18 protein-coding genes are annotated in these 18117 nt (G+C 34.4%); 8 read left to right on the top strand and 10 right to left on the bottom strand.

What is annotated here, in order from left to right; all coding sequences use genetic code 11:
- Positions 1-13 precede the first annotated feature (13 nt).
- On the bottom strand, positions 14-967 hold the full coding sequence (locus C3L50_RS00995) for a glycosyltransferase family 2 protein (protein ID WP_103804135.1): 954 nt from the start codon (positions 965-967) through the stop codon (positions 14-16).
- Between the two features lie 7 nt (positions 968-974).
- Positions 975-1502 (bottom strand): DUF4199 domain-containing protein, encoded by a 528-nt coding sequence (locus C3L50_RS00990; protein ID WP_103804134.1) that lies wholly within the window; start codon positions 1500-1502, stop codon positions 975-977.
- Between the two features lie 247 nt (positions 1503-1749).
- Between C3L50_RS00990 and C3L50_RS00985 the strand changes: the two genes are divergently transcribed.
- The 4 genes from C3L50_RS00985 (at position 1750) to mtaB (ending at position 6174) form a co-directional block, all read left to right on the top strand.
- Positions 1750-2001 carry a type B 50S ribosomal protein L31 gene (locus C3L50_RS00985; RefSeq protein WP_103804132.1) on the top strand — a complete coding sequence of 84 codons (252 nt, stop codon included), beginning with the start codon at positions 1750-1752 and terminating at the stop codon, positions 1999-2001.
- Positions 2002-2144: 143 nt separating this feature from the next.
- On the top strand, positions 2145-3320 hold the full coding sequence (locus C3L50_RS00980; RefSeq protein WP_103804131.1) for a GlmU family protein: 1176 nt from the start codon (positions 2145-2147) through the stop codon (positions 3318-3320).
- 162 nt (positions 3321-3482) lie between these two features.
- Positions 3483-4685, top strand: coding sequence for an ATP-binding protein (locus C3L50_RS00975; protein ID WP_103804129.1), 1203 nt, complete (start codon positions 3483-3485; stop codon positions 4683-4685).
- 160 nt (positions 4686-4845) lie between these two features.
- Positions 4846-6174, top strand: a complete 1329-nt coding sequence (mtaB, locus tag C3L50_RS00970; protein WP_103804128.1) for a tRNA (N(6)-L-threonylcarbamoyladenosine(37)-C(2))-methylthiotransferase MtaB — start codon at positions 4846-4848, stop codon at positions 6172-6174.
- 53 nt (positions 6175-6227) lie between these two features.
- On the opposite strand, the gene C3L50_RS00965 is transcribed toward mtaB, so the two are convergent.
- The 4 genes from C3L50_RS00965 to C3L50_RS00950 form a co-directional block, all read right to left on the bottom strand.
- Positions 6228-8162, bottom strand: a complete 1935-nt coding sequence (locus tag C3L50_RS00965) for a vWA domain-containing protein (RefSeq protein WP_103804126.1) — start codon at positions 8160-8162, stop codon at positions 6228-6230.
- A gap of 40 nt (positions 8163-8202) precedes the next feature.
- Positions 8203-9138, bottom strand: a complete 936-nt coding sequence (locus tag C3L50_RS00960) for a hypothetical protein (RefSeq protein ID WP_103804125.1) — start codon at positions 9136-9138, stop codon at positions 8203-8205.
- Positions 9139-9140: 2 nt separating this feature from the next.
- Positions 9141-9641 carry an RNA polymerase sigma factor gene (locus C3L50_RS00955; protein ID WP_165783945.1) on the bottom strand — a complete coding sequence of 167 codons (501 nt, stop codon included), beginning with the start codon at positions 9639-9641 and terminating at the stop codon, positions 9141-9143.
- Between the two features lie 108 nt (positions 9642-9749).
- On the bottom strand, positions 9750-10580 hold the full coding sequence (locus C3L50_RS00950) for a DUF6929 family protein (protein ID WP_103804122.1): 831 nt from the start codon (positions 10578-10580) through the stop codon (positions 9750-9752).
- A gap of 125 nt (positions 10581-10705) precedes the next feature.
- Here C3L50_RS00950 and C3L50_RS00945 point away from each other — a divergent pair, with 125 nt between their 5' ends.
- The 3 genes from C3L50_RS00945 to C3L50_RS00935 all read left to right on the top strand — a co-directional run bounded on the left by C3L50_RS00945 (position 10706) and on the right by C3L50_RS00935 (position 13384).
- A complete protein-coding gene (locus C3L50_RS00945) occupies positions 10706-12079 on the top strand; it encodes an MATE family efflux transporter (RefSeq protein WP_103804120.1) in 1374 nt (457 codons plus the stop codon).
- Between the two features lie 87 nt (positions 12080-12166).
- Positions 12167-13078 (top strand): prohibitin family protein, encoded by a 912-nt coding sequence (locus C3L50_RS00940; RefSeq protein ID WP_103804119.1) that lies wholly within the window; start codon positions 12167-12169, stop codon positions 13076-13078.
- A 75-nt stretch (positions 13079-13153) separates the two neighbouring features.
- Positions 13154-13384 carry a hypothetical protein gene (locus C3L50_RS00935; protein WP_072938897.1) on the top strand — a complete coding sequence of 77 codons (231 nt, stop codon included), beginning with the start codon at positions 13154-13156 and terminating at the stop codon, positions 13382-13384.
- Between the two features lie 62 nt (positions 13385-13446).
- Here the strand turns inward: C3L50_RS00935 and meaB are convergent, their stop codons facing one another.
- Positions 13447-14541: a methylmalonyl Co-A mutase-associated GTPase MeaB gene (gene meaB / locus C3L50_RS00930; RefSeq protein ID WP_103804117.1), complete on the bottom strand. Its 1095-nt coding sequence runs from the start codon at positions 14539-14541 to the stop codon at positions 13447-13449.
- Positions 14542-14767: 226 nt separating this feature from the next.
- Between meaB and C3L50_RS00925 the strand changes: the two genes are divergently transcribed.
- Positions 14768-15679 carry an AEC family transporter gene (locus C3L50_RS00925; protein WP_103804115.1) on the top strand — a complete coding sequence of 304 codons (912 nt, stop codon included), beginning with the start codon at positions 14768-14770 and terminating at the stop codon, positions 15677-15679.
- 9 nt (positions 15680-15688) lie between these two features.
- Here the strand turns inward: C3L50_RS00925 and nudK are convergent, their stop codons facing one another.
- From nudK to C3L50_RS00910, 3 genes are read right to left on the bottom strand one after another with little or no spacing between them, the layout of a single operon-like run.
- Positions 15689-16270: a GDP-mannose pyrophosphatase NudK gene (nudK, locus tag C3L50_RS00920; RefSeq protein ID WP_103804114.1), complete on the bottom strand. Its 582-nt coding sequence runs from the start codon at positions 16268-16270 to the stop codon at positions 15689-15691.
- A gap of 52 nt (positions 16271-16322) precedes the next feature.
- Positions 16323-17594, bottom strand: coding sequence for an adenylosuccinate synthase (locus C3L50_RS00915; RefSeq protein WP_103804112.1), 1272 nt, complete (start codon positions 17592-17594; stop codon positions 16323-16325).
- Between the two features lie 18 nt (positions 17595-17612).
- The gene (locus C3L50_RS00910) at positions 17613-18080 is read right to left on the bottom strand and encodes a Fur family transcriptional regulator (RefSeq protein ID WP_103804111.1); all 468 of its coding nucleotides are present in this window, start codon (positions 18078-18080) and stop codon (positions 17613-17615) included.
- Positions 18081-18117: the final 37 nt, after the last annotated feature.

Below are 18117 nucleotides of genomic sequence, written 5' to 3'. Positions count from 1 at the left end.
AAAAATTGTGTTCTTAATTTATTTCTTTCGAAACCTTATACCGTTTGTCATTATTTTTGGTTTGCAAAATAATTTCGCCAAGAAATCCCGCCAAGAATAATTGTGTTCCTAAAATCATTGTGGTCAACGAAATATAAAACCAAGGATTATTGGTTACTAAACTGTAACGCATTCCGTTATACATATGGTAAAGTTTCGAACATCCGATAAAGCCTGCGGCAAAGAATCCGATAATAAACATTATTGATCCTAAAGCACCAAACAAGTGCATCGGTCTTTTGCCAAATTTTGACAAGAACCAAATAGTAATTAAATCCAGAAAACCATTGATGAAACGATCCATTCCAAATTTGGTTTCGCCGTATTTCCTAGCTTGATGTTGTACTACTTTTTCTCCAATTTTATTAAAACCAGCATTTTTCGCCAAAACCGGAATGTAACGGTGCATTTCGCCCGAAACTTCCACGTTTTTCACGACCACGTTTTTGTAGGCTTTCAATCCGCAGTTGAAATCGTTCAATTGTACGCCCGAAGTTTTTCTCGCTGCCCAATTGAATAATTTTGAAGGAAGATTTTTGGCAACAACCGAATCGTAGCGTTTCTTTTTCCAACCTGAAACCAAATCGAAATTTTGAGTTGTAATCATTTCGTACAAACCTGGAATTTCTTCTGGACTGTCTTGTAAATCTGCATCCATCGTGATAATGACATCGCCTTGAGCTTTGGCAAAACCAGCGTGCAAAGCCTGCGATTTTCCAAAGTTTTTCATAAAGCGAATGCCTTTTACATTCGGATTTTCGGCAGCCAAATTTTCGATGATTGCCCAAGATTTGTCGGTGCTTCCATCGTCAATAAAAAGGATTTCGTACGAATAATTGTTGGATTTCATTACAGAGATAATCCAAGTATATAATTCTTTGATCGATTCGTCTTCGTTGAGAAGCGGAATAAGTATGGATAAATTCATTTATTTTTTATTCTTGAGAAGGTTTGCTTTTAAAGATTAAAGCCAATAGTAATCCAAAAAGAGAACTTCCAACTATGCTAAAAACAGAACCTTTTAATAGTTCAATTGTAGAATAAGGATTGTTTTCTTGCATTTTCTTTATAGCTTCATTAATTGCAGCAGATGGTGCGCCAAATTTTTGCATTGTTTCAGCTGTATATTTTATGACAATTTCATTTAATGTTTCCTTTACTGAAGGGTCGATAACATTGAATAATAAAATATTGAATGCAACTGAAATTAATATTCCAATTACAGCAGATATAAAATACGTGGTAAATGCTTCTTTAAAGGAGAAGATGCCTTTTAGCTCTTTTTTAGTTTTTGATAATAAAACTATTCCAATAATAATGTAAACTATAATCATCAAAATGCCTAGCCACCATTTTGTGAAAAGATTTAAATCAATTGAATATATGGCTGTGGTTAGTAATGCGCTCACAACACCAGTAATAATCCCAAAGGAAATCCCGTTTTTCTTTATAATTTCATTCATCGTTGAAAGTATTTATTTATTAATCTACAAATATAGTAATTCCCAATATATTGACGAGTAAAAATCGGTTTTTAGAATTATATAAAAAAAGTAATCTAAAGGTTTGTTTATTAAAAAATAAGTGTAAATTTGCAAACTCAAAATGAGAAAAGGATTTTAAACAAAAAGAGTAGTTGCATTTACACCTTTTTCGAAAGTCGAGAAAGCTTCAAAATTAAAACGCTCAAAAAAATAAAAAAAAATAAAGATGAAAAAAGGAATTCACCCAGAAAATTACAGATTAGTTGCCTTCAAAGATATGTCTAATGAAGACGTTTTTATCACTAAATCTACTGCAGAAACTAGAGAAACTATCACAGTTGATGGTGTTGAATATCCAGTTGTAAAAATGGAGATTTCTAGAACTTCTCACCCTTTTTACACAGGTAAATCTAAACTTATCGATACTGCAGGTCGTATTGATAAATTCAAAACTAAATACGCTAAACACGGTAAATAATAATTATCAGTTTAATAATATAGAAAGCCTCACAAATCGTGAGGCTTTTTTTATTTTTATTGCTATCTAAAACTTTGTAACTTTGAATTTCTAAAGTATAGACGTTGCAGTGCAATGTCTCTAACAAAATAAAAAAAAACAAAATGAATTATATCCTTTTCGACGGACCAGCCAGAAATGCATTATTACCTTTTACTTTCACGCGACCTGTTGCTGATATTCTTGTGGGTATTATGACGATTCGTCAAAAATGGGAAATGCGGTTAGGTTCAACCACGACTACTATCACTGAGGAATATTTATCCGAAAAATTTCCGATGGTGGAAATGGAGGAGAATGTGATGATAAACGCATCGTTTCTGCCCAATTCAGATTTGGTGGAAATGGTAACTAATCTTGAAATCAATCAAGCTATTTTTCAAGGCGATGATGTAATTGCCTTTCATACGCACGAAAATCAGCAAGAAGTTGATTTTGAAACTTATGAAATTATAGAGTTTCAAGGCGAATGTATCCGAATTGAACATACTTGTGATATTTTTTCTAAAAATGCAGCTGCCATTAAAGAAGATTTTGAGCTTTTGACCGAAGAAAGAAAATCACAACCTATTCCTAGAAGTGTCAATACCATTGCACCTGAAAATATATTCATAGAAGAAGGAGCAAAATTGGAATTCGTTACACTGAATGCTACTAATGGACCAATTTATATTGGGAAAAATACCGAAATAATGGAAGGTTCTGTTATTCGAGGGCCGTTTGCGCTGTGTGAAGGTGCTATCGTTAAGATGATGGCGAAAATTTATGGAGCAACTACCATTGGACCTTATTCGAAAATTGGTGGTGAAGTGAATAATGCTGTTTTATTTGCCCATTCTAATAAGGGTCACGATGGATTTTTAGGCAATTCAGTGCTTGGTGAATGGTGTAATATTGGTGCCGATTCAAATACTTCCAACTTAAAAAATAATTATGAAGAAGTAAAACTATGGAACTATGAAACTGAAAGTTTTGAAAAAACAGGACTTCAATTTTGTGGATTAATGATGGGAGATCATAGTAAATGCGGTATCAACACGATGTTCAATACAGGAACTGTGGTTGGAGTGAGTGCTAATATTTTTGGTGCTGGATTTCCACGAAACTTTGTGCCGAGTTTTTCTTGGGGAGGAGCAGCTGGTATAACGGTTTATATGACTCGCAAAGCCTTTGAAACGGCTCGACTAGTAATGAGTCGCAGAAATATTGAATTTGACGAAAAGGAAGCAGCCATCTTGCAACACGTTTTTGACGAAACCAAAATTTGGAGGAAAGAATAAGTTTCTTTTAAGAGTTTAAAACTAAAAATATCCGATAATTTATATACTACACAATGTAAATTATCGGATATTTTTTATTGTGTATAGTAAAAAATATCGGATAATTTTAAAAAATATTTTAAAATTATCCGATATTTTGTATTTTATGTTTACATTTGTAGTATGGTACAACGGAAAAAATATATCGAAATTGTAAAACATCTTTCGAAAAAAGAGTTTACTATTCTTATTGGCGCTAGGCAAATAGGGAAGTCCACGCTATTGAAGCAATTGTTCGAGGATTTGAACCAAAAAGGAGAAACGGTTTATTTCTTGAATTTAGATCGAAAAGAAATTTTAGACGAATTGGACGAAAGTCCTGAAAATTTGTTTAAAATTTGTCCGTTGCAAACCGATAAAAAAATCATTGTTTTTATTGACGAAATCCAATACCTAAAAGATGCGACTACTTTTGTAAAATTACTTTTCGACGAATATTCCGATCGATTGAAGATTGTTGCCACAGGAAGTTCTGCTTTTTATATCGACAAGCAATTTAATGATTCGCTTGTAGGGAGAAAGAAAATTTTTCAGATGGGAACACTTGATTTTGAGGAGTTTTTGATCTTTAAGGGAAGAAATGATTTGGTAGAAGAAGTTTTGAAACTCAAAAACAAAAAAAAACAAAAATCCATTCAAGAGAATGTACTTTGGGCTTTTATGGATGAATTTGTGAATTATGGTGGTTATCCTGCCGTGGTTTTAGAAAATGATATTGCTCAAAAAATAGAATTATTGAAAGATATTCGAGATTCCTTTATCAAGCGAGATATTCTAGAATCGGGTATTACGGATGAAACCAAGTTTTACAGAATGTTGATGCTTTTGGCAAGTCAATCAGGGAATTTGTTGAATGTAAACGAAATTTCGAATACGTTGCGAATGACCAATGCCACTGTCGAAAATTATTTGTATGTGTTGCAAAAATGTTTTCATATTACGCTGGTAAAACCATTTTACAACAATTTGCGCAAGGAATTGACCAAGATGCCCAAAGTATATATCAACGATTTGGGCTTGCGAAATGTGCTGATTAATTATTTTTCGCCTTTAGAACAAAGAGCTGATAAAGGAATGGTTTTGGAAAATTTGTGCTTTAGATTACTTTTTGAAAGGTTTGATCAAGATCAAGTAAAATATTGGCGCACCGCCGATGGAAATGAAGTCGATTTTGTGGTAGAAACCTCTTATTTAAAAGGTTTTGCAGTAGAAGTAAAGTTCGGCGAGCAGGAAGTAAAGTCAAGCAAATACAATAAATTTATACAAAATTATCCTGATTTTCCTTTGGAGTTTTGGTGGTGGAAAAAGATGGAGTTGCTGTTTTAGAGATTCGTTATTTTGATTGCCGCAAATTCGCAAATTAATTATTTCATTTGCGAATCAGCGGTTTTATTTTCGGGATTTTTATTTTGTCAATTATAGAAATATTGTTTGTAAATTTGCAACCTCAATTTTTTGACAACGATTTCATTAATTGAGCTATTTTATGGAAAACAAGAAAAAAGTAGCCTTTTATACTTTAGGCTGTAAATTGAATTTTTCGGAAACTTCAACCATTGCCAGAAGTTTTCAGGACGAAGGTTTTGAACGCGTCGATTTTGAAGAAGTGGCCGACATGTATGTCATCAACACCTGTTCGGTGACGGAAAATGCCGATAAACAATTCAAACAGGTCGTTCGAAAAGCGATGAAACTCAACAACAAGGCTTTTGTTGCCGCCATTGGTTGTTATGCCCAATTAAAACCCGAAGAATTAGCCAATGTCGATGGAGTGGATTTGGTTTTGGGTGCTACAGAAAAGTTTAAAATTACTGATTACATCAACGATTTGTCCAAAAATAATTTTGGAGAAGTACATTCTTGCGAAATAGAAGAAGCTGATTTTTATGTAGGAAGTTATTCCATTGGCGACAGAACCCGTGCTTTCTTGAAAGTGCAGGACGGTTGCGATTACAAATGTACTTATTGCACGATTCCATTGGCGAGAGGAATTTCCCGAAGTGACGAATTGCAAAATGTACTCAAAAATGCCAAAGAAATTTCGGAACAAGGAATCAAAGAAATCGTTTTGACCGGTGTAAACATTGGTGATTACGGCAAAGGAGAATTTGGAAATAAAAAACACGAGCATACTTTCTTGGAATTAGTTCAGGCTTTAGACCAAGTAGAAGGAATCGAAAGATTGCGAATATCCTCCATCGAACCAAATTTATTGAAAAACGAAACAATAGAATTTGTTTCGAAAAGCCGAACTTTTGTGCCGCATTTTCACATTCCGTTGCAATCTGGAAGCAATGAAATTCTGAAGTTGATGAAACGCCGTTACCTTCGGGAGGTTTATACGGAACGAGTAAATAAAATTCGAGAAGTGATGCCAGATGCCTGTATTGGTGTGGACGTGATTGTTGGTTTTCCGGGCGAAACTGACGAACATTTTCTTGAAACGTATCACTTTTTGAACGATTTAGATATTTCGTATTTACACGTTTTTACTTATTCAGAGCGAGATAATACAGAAGCTGCAGAAATGGAAGGTGTTGTTCCTAATAACGTTCGTGCCAAAAGAAGTAAAATGTTGCGTGGATTATCAGTTAAAAAACGTAGAGCTTTTTATGAAAGTCAAATTGGAACCAACAGAACCGTTTTGTTTGAAGCTGAAAATAAAGAAGGTTACATTCACGGATTTACCGAAAATTATGTGAGAGTAAAAACGCCTTGGAATCCAGAATTGGCCAACACTTTACACGAAATCAATTTGACTAAAATAGATGAAGATGGAAGTGTGAGATTGGAATTCTTGAATGTTGAAGTTTAAAAAAACACCCGACAGATTTTTGAAACCTGTCGGGTGTTTTTTTATAGAATCTCTTATTTCACAGTTTCTACTAAGCGAATGAATTCTGCTTTGTAACCGTCTTCGTCATTGGACAATCCTTCTTTTGCCAGTTTTTTGATTTCTTCTGAAGATTTATTTGGTGCCAGATTGGAATCTCTTAATTTCAATCCAAACCAGGCTACGGAAGCACTAAATTTGAAATCATCAGAAGCATTTTTCAATGGAATGGATTTGTTTTCAATCACTTTTGCCATTTCTATACTTTTATCTCCATCGGGTTTTTTGTAACGGAATTTGATGGTAGCCAATTCATCGGAATAATTATCTTCGGATGCAGTTGTTTTGGTGTATTTCAATTCGGGTTGGTTGTTCAGGAATTCGCTTTTTACTCTGGTTGGAATCACTTCATACAAAGCGGTAACCGTATGATTGCTTCCTAATTCTCCCGCATCAATAGCATCGTTTGTGAAATCTTCGGGGCGCAATTTTCTGTTTTCATAACCAATCAATCGATAAGCCTGAACCTGTTTTGGATTGAATTCGATTTGGATTTTCACGTCTTTGGCAATGGCAAACATCGAACCTTTGAATTCTTTGCTCAAGAAACGATTGGCTTCTTGAATGTTGTCGATATAAGCATAATTTCCATTGCCTTTGTCGGCCAAAGTTTCCATTTTGCTATCTTTGTAATTTCCCATTCCATAACCTAGGCAAGTCAAGAAAACACCTGATTTTCTTTTCTCTTCAATCAAGGTTTGCATATCAGTATTCGAAGATGCTCCCACATTAAAATCGCCGTCAGTAGCCAATATTACTCGGTTATTTCCACCTTTGATGAAATTTTCTTGAGCCAATTTATAAGCCAATTCTATTCCAGCTCCACCTGCTGTGCTACCGCCAGCATTTAGATTTTCCAACGCACTGATGATGGTTTGTTTTTCATCTCCAGTTGTTGGTGGTAAAACCATTCCTGCTGCTCCTGCATAAACTACAATGGCAACTTTATCTTTTTTTCGGAGTTCATTGATCAAAATTTTTAGCGATTGTTTCAGTAAAGGCAATTTATTATCAGAACTCATCGAACCCGAAACATCAATCAAGAAGACCAAGTTGGAAGCGGGTAAACTTTCGGTTGAAATATTTTTGCCTTGCAAGCCAATTTTCAATACTTTGTGGTTCGAATTCCAAGGACATTCGCTGTATTCGGTATTAATCGAAAACGGATGCTCGTCTTGTGGTTGCGGGTATTTGTATTTGAAAAAATTCACCATTTCTTCGACTCTTACGGCATCTTTAGGAACGGTTTGCCCGTTGTTGATAAAACGTCTTACATTTGTATAAGAAGCATTGTCCACATCAATAGAAAAAGTAGAAAGCGGAGCCGATTTTGGACTTTCGAATGGGTTTTCTATGAAAATTCCGTAATCTTCATCATTAAGTTCTACAGGTTTTGCAGTAATTATAGTGTCTTTAATTTTTCTATTTTTTATTCGTTTTTTTTCTTCTGATTTAGAACTTATTTGAACTCCAGCTACTCTTCCTTGAAGCGCATCATTAACATTAGCTGATTTTTGTTTATTTAATTTATTAGCAGAAATCATTGCAACCGAGCCTGAATAATCGGCATTTTCGGATGTTCCATAACCCACAACAACCACCTCATTCAATTGATTCGAACTGCTTTTTAGAGTAATGTTTATAATGGTTGATTTTCCAACTGTAGCATATTTTGTCTCAAACCCAATGTAAGAGAAAACGAGTTTATCACCCTTTTCTGCGAGAATACTGTATTTCCCATCGATGTTCGTGCTAGTTGCATTTTTAGTTCCTTTAATGTAAATAGATACACCAGGAAGTGGCGCGCCCGTGTCTTCGGTTACGATACCTGTAATAGTCGTTTTTTGGCCAAAACTTAGGACAGAAAAAAGCATAAGTAGAGCTAATGAAATACGTTTTGTAGTTTTCATAATAGTTGTTTTTAGTATGTTAGAAATGATTTTTTTCGAATTATTTTTGGATGGGTACTCTGTTTTTGGTGGTAATAATTACGACTCCTTTGCTACCTTTTTCTCCATATTTTTCTATGGCTTCGTCGTCTTGTAAAATGGTTAGAGTTTCAATTTTTTGTTTATTCAAAGGAGCATAAGGACTTGTTGGATGTGTTCCGAAAAGCGATTCTTCAGTATATTCGACACCATTGATGATATACAAAGGTTCTTTGAGAACAATGAGCGATTCAATTTCTTCGTTATCTAGTTTTTTGGGCATTTCTTTTTTTGCTTCTTGAACTGATTTGAATTTTGTTTGTGCTAAATTTCCATTCACAACAACCAAAGGCCCATTGGTTTCGGCTGCTTTCTGGGGGGCAATACTATCTTTTTGCTTCTTTTTTTCTAATTCGGAATAAGACGATCGCACCACGATCGCATCAAAAACTTGGTTTCGGAAAGTATTGGTTTTATTCCTTAAAATAGTTTCCTTTTCACTTTTTGTATAATCCGATGCTATAATTCCATCTGCTATTTCACTCTGTTTTTCTGCTGAATCCATTGCGCTTGATGCAACAACTGGGCTTTGATTTTCCTTTTCAACAAGAGTTGTTTTTGTTACATTAAGGATATTTATTACTTTGGCGGTGTCAATTTGCGAACTAACAATCGCTTTTTTAGAATCATTTTTTGAAGGCACTTTTTTTACTACAACCTCTTTGCTTATTGAAGTGATTTCAGTTGGTTTTAAGAATTGATACCCCAAGGAAACCAAGAGGATAACCGATGCTGCAATGGCAATTTTTTTCCAATTTTTGTTTTTGGATTGTAGTTCTTTTTGTTCCAATTTGGCATCCACTCGTTGCCAAATCCTTTCCATTCCGGGAAAGTCTTTTTCTTCAGCTTTGTGAGCAGCGTTCTTTATTTTGTCGAATATTTTATCTTGATTGTCCATGACTATTTCGCTTTTTGGTAATACAAATTGTTTACTAATTCCCTTAATTTAGTTTTCGAAGCATTCAATTGTGATTTGGATGTGCCTTCGGAAATGTTGAGCATTGCTGCGATTTCTTTGTGACCATAACCTTCGATAACGAAAAGATTAAATATAGTTTTGCAACCTTCGGGAATGTGGTTGAGCAATTTCAGCAAATCTTCTTCTTCGAGTTCGGTGACTTCATCGGTAAAAGGTTGAGAAATAGTTTTGACATCTTCGAGGTACAAATTGAAATTTGTTTTCTTTTTGATGGTTGCCAAGCAATGATTGACAGTAATTTTTCTGCTCCAAGCTTCGAAAGCCCCCAATTCCTTGAGTTGATCGAGTTTGGTGAAAATTGTATAGAAAGCGTCGGCCAAGGCTTCTTCTATTTCTTCTTCTTTCTTTAGATATCGCTTGCAAGTACGATACAGTTTGGGAGCCATCAGCTCATACACCTGACGCTGGGCATCGCGGTGCATTTTTTTGCAATCAGAAATTAGTTTTTCGTTTATCACAATTGTTGTCTTTCTACTAAAGAGGATGATTAAGGGTAAAAGGTTGGGAAGCGGTTGAAATATTTTTGTTATTTAAAATTTTGGAACCGAGATTTTATAAATATTGGTTTCCAAAACATCCGAATCATTGTCTTCACAAAGTAGGAACTCAATTTGGGTTTCACTCTTTTGATAAAGCGTTAATCCTTCAAATTTTTGGGTATCGGATATTTTCTGGGTAAACTCTATTTCGAATGTTTTGCTGTCCATTCGTCCAATTAGGCTTCCCAATATTTCGCCATCATCGTAAGTGGAAGTAGTATCTTCGGCTGTGGCCAAAAAGTAAATTTTTTCATCGACAAAAATGGCATCTGTAAAAGAAGTTTCTATGTGTTTGATTTTTGGCAATTGTATTGGAATGAACTCAATCGTACTGTTTTTATTGAGTTTGCCGTTTATTATTGCGATTCCATTTTTAGAATTAACACCATTGCCTCTTTGGAATAAAAGCCATTTTTTATTGCAGAAAAGAGCGCCTTCAATATTTAATTCATTATCAGAAATGGAAGCCGTTTGTTTTAGATTTTGGTACAATTGTGATAAATCTTTTTCAATTATTTCTTTGGTTTCAAGATTATAGGTTATTCTTTTTTCTCTTTTGGAAGTGGAACCGGAACCCAAAAGATGAAGTTTATTTCCTTTTAAAACAATGGATTCAAAATCGTATTTGTCTTTTTTTGGAATGTTTTCTTCGCCTTTTTCTAATAATTGTATTTTAGAAAGTTGCTTTTCCTGAATGTGATATTGATATAGAAAAGTACTGTTATCAGAAATGATAAACAAGGAATTGTCTTTGTAAACTAGCCCAGAAGCTGAGCCAAGACCGATGATTTTAAATAAGGCTTCGAGTGTAAATTTTTCCATTTAATAATGAAGAGACAGTTTGGGTTTTCTAATGGAGGACAATTGTAAACTTTTCGAAATTAGTAAAAATCAATCGAATTTGTGTTGTGTTTTTGCTATATCTTTGCCAACCAAAATAAATTAATGTGAATATTTCCAAATATACAAAAGAGTTCTCTTATAGTTTGAAACTAGCTTTTCCAGTTATTCTTGGAATGTTAGGGCATACATTAATTGGGATTGTAGATAATTTTATGGTTGGAAATTTGGGTTCAACCGAATTGGCAGCCGTTTCATTGGGCAATAGTTTTATCTTTATTGGAATGTCGTTGGGAATTGGTTTTTCTACCGCCATCACACCTTTGATTGCGGAAGCTGATGCAGAGAAAGACAACAAAAAAATCAGAACTACATTTCATCACAGCTTGTTGTTGTGTACGCTTTTAGGAATCGTCATATTTGTTTTGATTATTTTAGCAAAGCCCATAATGCAATTAATGAACCAACCAGAAGCGGTTGTCGAATTGGCCGCGCCTTATATTAATTGGGTGGCTTTTTCCTTAATTCCCGTAATTATTTTCCAAGGTTATAAGCAATTTGCCGATGGTTTGTCGCAAACTAAATATTCGATGTATGCCATTTATCTGGCCAATGTGGTACATATTTTCTTCAATTATGTGTTGATTTATGGGGTTTTTGGTTTTCCTAAATTGGGTATTTTGGGCGCAGCATTGGGAACTGTAATTTCTAGAATTATGATGGTGGTTTTTATGCACTTTATTTTGAGGAAAAATTCAGCATTCAAACATTATTTCAAGAATTTTACTTTCAAAGAAATTAAGAAATCAATTTTAAAGAAAATCATTAATTTGGGTTTACCTTCGGCTATGCAAATGTTGTTTGAAGTAGCTTTGTTTACTGCAGCGATTTGGCTTTCGGGTTCGCTTGGAAAAAACAGTCAGGCAGCCAATCAAATTGCGTTGACTTTGGCTTCGTCCACTTTTATGGTGGCAATGGGGTTTAGCGTGGCAGCGATGATTCGAGTGAGCAATGCCAAAGGGGCAAAAGATTACAAGCAATTAATTACCGTGGCTCGCTCAATTTTCTTGTTGGCGATTATGGTCGAAACTTTCTTCGGGTTGGTTTTCGTAATTTTTCATAATTTCTTGCCCCATTTGTTCTTGAATATGTCCGATGTCACACAAGAATTGGATAATGCCGAAATAATATTCATAGCATCCCAATTGCTTTTGGTGGCAGCTGTTTTTCAAATTTCTGACGGAATCCAAGTAGTAGTTTTGGGGGCTTTAAGAGGGTTGCAAGACGTAAAAATCCCGATGTACATTACCTTTGTGGCATATTGGATTGTGGGTTTCCCGATTTCGTATTTTTTAGGAACACACACCAATTTGGCTGCAACTGGAATCTGGATTGGACTTTTGGCAGGATTAACAGCGGCAGCTTTATTTTTGTACATTCGCTTTGCGAGATTGACCAAAAGATTAGCATTGGAAAACTAATAAAATTTTTTAGGTTTTTTCTTAAAACATTGTAACTTATAATCTGATTTATCGTATAATCATCGAACAAATTAATTTTGAAAAAAAATGATACTATTAATTATTATTGGGGTTATTTTATTGATTGTGAGTTTTGCTGTAAAAAGTAATGCCAGCAATCCGTTTTTCAAGTTTTCGAATACGCTTAAATTAGTTGGATTTGTTGTAATTGCTTTGGGAATTTTCTCGTCGATGTTCAAACAAATTGATGCGGGAAAAGTAGGTGTAAAATCACTTTATGGAAGCGTTCAACCCGATATTTTAGAAAGTGGTTTGCATTTGATAAACCCACTTTTGGATGTAACCGATTTTGACATTCAAACCCAGAACTACACTATGTCAGCCGTTCACGGCGAAGGCGCTCAGGAAGGCGATGATGCTATTCGAGTTCTGTCGAATGATGGACTCGAAGTGGTGATTGATTTGACCGTTTTGTATCGAATAACTCCTACTGATGCTCCAAATATTTTCAAGCAAATTGGAGTAAATTACAGCGATAAAATTGTGCGTCCAATTACAAGAACTCGTATTCGAGATAATGCTGTTTATTATGATGCCGTGGCTTTGTATTCGACCAAAAGAAATGAATTTCAACAAAGAATTAGAAAAAGTATAGAAGACGATTTTAAAGCTAGAGGTTTGATTTTAGAACAACTATTGATTCGAAATATAAATCTTCCCGAATCTGTAAAAGCAACTATCGAAAGCAAGATTAATGCAGAGCAAGAGGCTCAAAAAATGACTTTCGTGCTACAAAAAGAAAAACAAGAAGCCGAAAGAAAAAGAGTTGAGGCACAAGGTATCGCTGATTATCAAAGGATTATTTCTATGGGATTGACCGATAAACAATTGCAATACGAACAAATAAAAGCGCAAAAAGAAATTGCAACTTCGCCAAATACCAAAATTATTTTTATGGGAAAAGGGGGAAGTGCACCAGTAATTTTGTCTGATAAATAAACTTAAATTCCAAAATTGAAATTCAAAATTTCAAAGGGAATCTAAAATCTAAAATCTAAATTCAAAAATTATAAAATGGAATTACCAAAATTTTTACTAGGCGATAACACTGATTTTCCAGATGATATTTTCATCATTCATTTGGATTATCCAAGATTCATCATCAATCTAAAAGACGATGAAGTAGAATTTATGGAAGAAGCTGAAGATCTTGATGAAGCTGAATTAAATGCCGAAATGGAAGGTTTGATTGAACAAGCCAATGCCTTTTATGACCGAGAAATGGAACGTTACGAAAAAGAATAATATTTTTTCAAAAATTTTTTCCATAACAAAAAGAGCTGTAACTGATGCTATTTAGTCGGAGATTATTTTAAATTTTTGAAATAGTTTTCCAATACGAATTGAGCGGCTGCAAAAGGTGAAATTTCATCATTTTGTACCGCTTTTTTAGTAGATTCCAAAACTTTCTGGATTTCAGGATTGTTGTAGAAATTAGTTTTCAATTGTTCATTAATGGTTTCAAGTAACCAATATTGATTTTGTGCTGCCCGTTTTTCAAAGAAATAAGTATTCCCTTTAGTGATTTCGATAAATTGCTCGATTGTTTGCCAAATTTCCGGAATTCCTTCTAGTGTTATCGAACTACAAGTTGAGGTTGTTGGAATCCAACCCGATTTTTTGGCAGGAAATAAATGCAAAGCACGTTCAAATTCAGTTTTTGCTAATTTGGACTTTTTGATGTTATCGCCATCACATTTATTGATGACAATAGCATCGACCATTTCCATAATACCTCGTTTGATGCCTTGTAATTCATCGCCAGCGCCTGAAATTTTCAAAAGCAAAAAGAAATCGACCATACTATGAACTGCAGTTTCGCTTTGTCCAACACCAACAGTTTCAATGAGAATAGTGTCAAAACCAGCAGCTTCACATAGCATAATGGTTTCTCTAGTTTTTCGAGCCACACCGCCAAGCGTTTCTCCTGAAGAGGAAGGTCTGATATAGGCATTAGGGTCTTTAATTAATTCTTCCATTCGGGTTTTATCGCCTAGAATACTTCCGTGCGAAATGGTGCTGCTTGGGTCAACGGCAAGCACGGCTACTTTTTTGCCTAGACCAGTTAAATGTTTTCCAAATGCTTCAATAAAAGTACTTTTTCCAACACCAGGAACTCCCGTTATTCCTATTCTTACTGATTTATTGGCGTGAGGTAAGCAAGCGTTTAGTACTTCATTGGCTTTCGCCAAATGGTTGGCATTTGTACTTTCAATTAGAGTTACGGCTCGGCTTAAATCTGAAATATTTCCTGCTAAAACTCCATTGATTAATTCCTGAGTTGTGCGTTGTTTTTTTCTAAGTAGTTGAATTTGTTCCACAGCTTTCGAACTGATAATTTCTGGAGGTGAAATTCCATCTTTTTCGTGTAAACTGCTTGGATGTTGATTTTTATTGTCCAAAATGCTTTGTTTGAGTAGTAAAAGTAGTGAAAACAAAAACAGTTTCAAAAAGGGATTGCTCTTTGAATCTGGTTTGTTATAAATGGTTGTATTTTGTAGTTATCACTTCAAGGCTAAACTCTGGTAGCAAATAATTTCTTTTATCTGGGGTAAATAAAAGATTAAAAATAGATTTCCTCATTTTCAAAATAAATTTTAGTGGTATTTTTGCAGTCAATCTACTACTATGAACAACTTTATTCTAATTTTTGTTTTTTTATTTCTTGGAGTTGTTTTGCAAAAGATAAAGCAATTTCCAACAGATTTTTATAAAGTATTAAATAAGATTGTAATTTATCTTTGTCTTCCAGCTTTGGCACTTTATTACATTCCAAAAATCAAATTAGATTCGCATTTGTTGTTTCCCATTGGTGTCACTTGGATTAGTTTTACCACAGCAATTTTGTTTTTTAGTTTGTTAGGGAAAAGAATGGGATGGTCCAGAAAATTGACGGGATGTTTGATTTTAACGGCGGGTTTTGGCAATACTTCCTTCTTGGGTTTTCCAATTATTCAAGCTTTGTATGGAGAAGAAGGTCTGAAAATAGCTATAATTGTTGATCAGCCGGGAACTTTTGTTGTGCTTTCCACTTTGGGAGTTGTTGTAGCTACTTTGTATTCTAACGGAAGTTCAAATGGATTTCAAATTGCTAAAAAAATTATCTTTTTTCCTCCGTTTATCGCTTTTTTGTTGGCGTGTTTTATGAATGTTTTTCAATTTGATTTTCATCAATACATTCAGTTTGGTTTACTGAAAATTGGAAGTGTGATGACGCCATTAGCGATGCTATCCGTTGGACTCCAACTTCATTTTGATAAAAAGAGCAAGCATTGGAAATTCTTAAGGTTAGGACTTTTTTATAAATTGATTTTGACACCAGCACTAATTTATTTGTTGTATGTAGTTGTTTTTGACCAACATTCAAAAATGATACAAGTTTCAATTATGGAAGGAGCGATGGCACCAATGATTTCGTCCAGTATTATTGCAGCTACTCACGGTTTGAAACCCCGATTGTGCAGTATGATGATTGGTTTTGGAATTCCAATTTCTTTTATCACCTTGGTTTTTTGGTATTTTGTGGCAGGTTGTATTTGATGTTTTTAATCATACCAACTCATTAATCTTCGCATACTGCAACAACATCACGGTCTTAGCATCTTTAATTTCACCAGTTGCAATCATTTCAAAAGCTTTTTCAAAAGGAAGTTCCATCACTTCAATATGTTCTTGTTCTGCATCGAGTCCGCCACCTTCGTGTACTTTCATTGAAGCATTGTATTCACCAATAAATAAATACAAAATTTCGGTTACGGCGCCAGGTGACATATAGGTTTCCATCACTTTTTGAACCTTTGAAATTCGATATCCAGTTTCTTCTTCGGTTTCTCGAATAATACATTGCTCTGGATGATCTTGGTCTAAAAGTCCAGCACAAACTTCAATCATCATTCCGGTTTGGTTTTTATTTAAATAGGATGGCAATCGAAACTGACGTGTTAAAATCACGGTTTTTTCAGCAGGGTTATATAGTAGAATGGCGGCTCCGTTTCCTCGATCATATACTTCTCTTATGTGAGTTTCTGTCGGTTTATTTTCTTCTTGATAATCGAAAGTTATTTTATTTAATAAATACCAATTGTCTGAAAGTAATTCGGTTTTTTGAATGGTTATTTTGGGATCTTTCATCGGATTTTTAATGTTTAAAAAAAACGTCCCGATTAATCGGGACGTTAAGTTATTATTTTAGAATGGTTTGTTTTCTGTCTGGTCCAACAGAAACAATTTTTATTGGCACTTCAATTTCCTTTTCGATAAATTCGATGTACTCTTTTAACTCTTTTGGCAACTCATCATAAGTCGTCATTCCAGTTAAATCAGCTTCCCATCCTTTTAATTCGGTATAGATTGGAGTTACGTTTTCAGTTTCGATATTGTATGGGAAATGTGAAATCGCTTTTCCTTTGTAATTGTATTGAGTACATACTTTCAAGGTTGGGAATCCAGAAAGAACGTCTCCTTTCATCATCATCAATTGAGTAACTCCATTGATTTGAACTGCATATTTCAAAGCCACTAAATCCAACCATCCACAACGACGTTTTCTGCCAGTTACTGAACCATATTCATTACCAACTCTTGCCATTGTTTCTCCGTCTTCGTCAAAAAGTTCTGTTGGGAACGGACCACTTCCTACACGAGTTACATAGGCTTTGAAAATTCCGTACACATCTTTTATTTTGTTTGGAGCAATTCCCAAACCAGTACAAGCCCCTGCAGCAGTTGTGTTTGATGAAGTTACAAATGGATATGTTCCAAAATCAACATCTAGTAACGAACCTTGAGCGCCTTCGCATAAAATTAACTTTCCAGCTCTTTGGGCTTGATTGATGTATTCTTCGCTGTCTATAAAATCTATTTTTTTCAATTCTTCGATAGATTCAAAGAATTCTTTTTCCATTTCATCTAAGTTGTACTGAATATCAACATCATAAAATGCTATCATTTCTTCGTGCTTGTTGGCCAATGAGCGGTATCTTTCTTTGAAATCTTCTAATTCGATATCGCCAACACGGATTCCATTTCTTCCAGTTTTGTCCATATACGTTGGGCCAATTCCTTTAAGAGTAGAACCAATTTTTGCTTTTCCTTTTGAAGCTTCAGAAGCGGCATCAAGCAAACGGTGGGTTGGTAAAATTAAATGTGCTTTTCTAGAAATGATTAATTTGCCTTTTAGGTCTAAATTAAATTTTGCTAATCCTTCAATTTCTTTTTGAAATACAACAGGATCAATTACTACTCCATTTCCAATAACATTTACTGCGGTTTTGTGAAAAATTCCAGAAGGAATGGTTCTCAAAACGTGTTTAATTCCGTCAAATTCTAATGTATGTCCTGCATTTGGACCGCCTTGAAAGCGGGCAATAATGTCATATTTTGACGTAAGTACGTCAACAATTTTCCCTTTTCCTTCATCTCCCCATTGTAATCCTAGTAATAAATCTGCGGTCATTCTAATTTTTATTTGTAGTTAGTTTGTTATTTCTTTTTTTCGTTTTGTTCCGTATAGATATAGGGAATGATTTGTAATGTCTATATCAAAAATATCTTCGATCGTTTTTTTGATAGTTTGAATTCTAGGATCACAAAATTCGATAACTTCGCCAGTATCGGTCATTATTATATGGTCGTGTTGCTTGTCGAAATAGGATTTTTCGTAATGAGCCTGATTTTGTCCAAATTGATGTTTGCGCACCAAACCTGATTCTAATAAAAGTTCTATGGTGTTGTATAGTGTAGCTCGACTCACACGGTAGTTTTTATTTTTCATTTTGATATACAAATTTTCTATATCAAAATGTTCTTCGCTATCATATATTTCTTGGAGTATAGCATAGCGTTCAGGCGTTTTGCGATGTCCTTTATTTTCAAGATAGAGTGTAAAAACATTTTTTACAATTTCTTGATTACTACTATTATCAACTGAAATCTGTGTCATATCTGCAAAGATAAATTTTATTTTTTAGTTTAGAAGT

Origin of the sequence: Flavobacterium alvei (genome assembly GCF_002920895.1) — a bacterium.
GTDB lineage: Bacteria > Bacteroidota > Bacteroidia > Flavobacteriales > Flavobacteriaceae > Flavobacterium > Flavobacterium alvei.
This window is presented reverse-complemented; position numbering and strand designations above follow the sequence as displayed.

Bases quoted from the DNA above. Each gene is read 5' to 3' on its own strand.
- C3L50_RS00995 (WP_103804135.1), bottom strand. From the start codon at position 967: ATGAATTTATCCATACTTATTCCGCTTCTCAACGAAGACGAATCGATC.
- C3L50_RS00990 (WP_103804134.1), bottom strand. From the start codon at position 1,502: ATGAATGAAATTATAAAGAAAAACGGGATTTCCTTTGGGATTATTACT.
- C3L50_RS00985 (WP_103804132.1), top strand. From the start codon at position 1,750: ATGAAAAAAGGAATTCACCCAGAAAATTACAGATTAGTTGCCTTCAAA.
- C3L50_RS00980 (WP_103804131.1), top strand. From the start codon at position 2,145: ATGAATTATATCCTTTTCGACGGACCAGCCAGAAATGCATTATTACCT.
- C3L50_RS00975 (WP_103804129.1), top strand. From the start codon at position 3,483: ATGGTACAACGGAAAAAATATATCGAAATTGTAAAACATCTTTCGAAA.
- mtaB (WP_103804128.1), top strand. From the start codon at position 4,846: ATGGAAAACAAGAAAAAAGTAGCCTTTTATACTTTAGGCTGTAAATTG.
- C3L50_RS00965 (WP_103804126.1), bottom strand. From the start codon at position 8,162: ATGAAAACTACAAAACGTATTTCATTAGCTCTACTTATGCTTTTTTCT.
- C3L50_RS00960 (WP_103804125.1), bottom strand. From the start codon at position 9,138: ATGGACAATCAAGATAAAATATTCGACAAAATAAAGAACGCTGCTCAC.
- C3L50_RS00955 (WP_165783945.1), bottom strand. From the start codon at position 9,641: ATGCACCGCGATGCCCAGCGTCAGGTGTATGAGCTGATGGCTCCCAAA.
- C3L50_RS00950 (WP_103804122.1), bottom strand. From the start codon at position 10,580: ATGGAAAAATTTACACTCGAAGCCTTATTTAAAATCATCGGTCTTGGC.
- C3L50_RS00940 (WP_103804119.1), top strand. From the start codon at position 12,167: ATGATACTATTAATTATTATTGGGGTTATTTTATTGATTGTGAGTTTT.
- C3L50_RS00935 (WP_072938897.1), top strand. From the start codon at position 13,154: ATGGAATTACCAAAATTTTTACTAGGCGATAACACTGATTTTCCAGAT.
- C3L50_RS00925 (WP_103804115.1), top strand. From the start codon at position 14,768: ATGAACAACTTTATTCTAATTTTTGTTTTTTTATTTCTTGGAGTTGTT.
- nudK (WP_103804114.1), bottom strand. From the start codon at position 16,270: ATGAAAGATCCCAAAATAACCATTCAAAAAACCGAATTACTTTCAGAC.
- C3L50_RS00915 (WP_103804112.1), bottom strand. From the start codon at position 17,594: ATGACCGCAGATTTATTACTAGGATTACAATGGGGAGATGAAGGAAAA.
- C3L50_RS00910 (WP_103804111.1), bottom strand. From the start codon at position 18,080: ATGACACAGATTTCAGTTGATAATAGTAGTAATCAAGAAATTGTAAAA.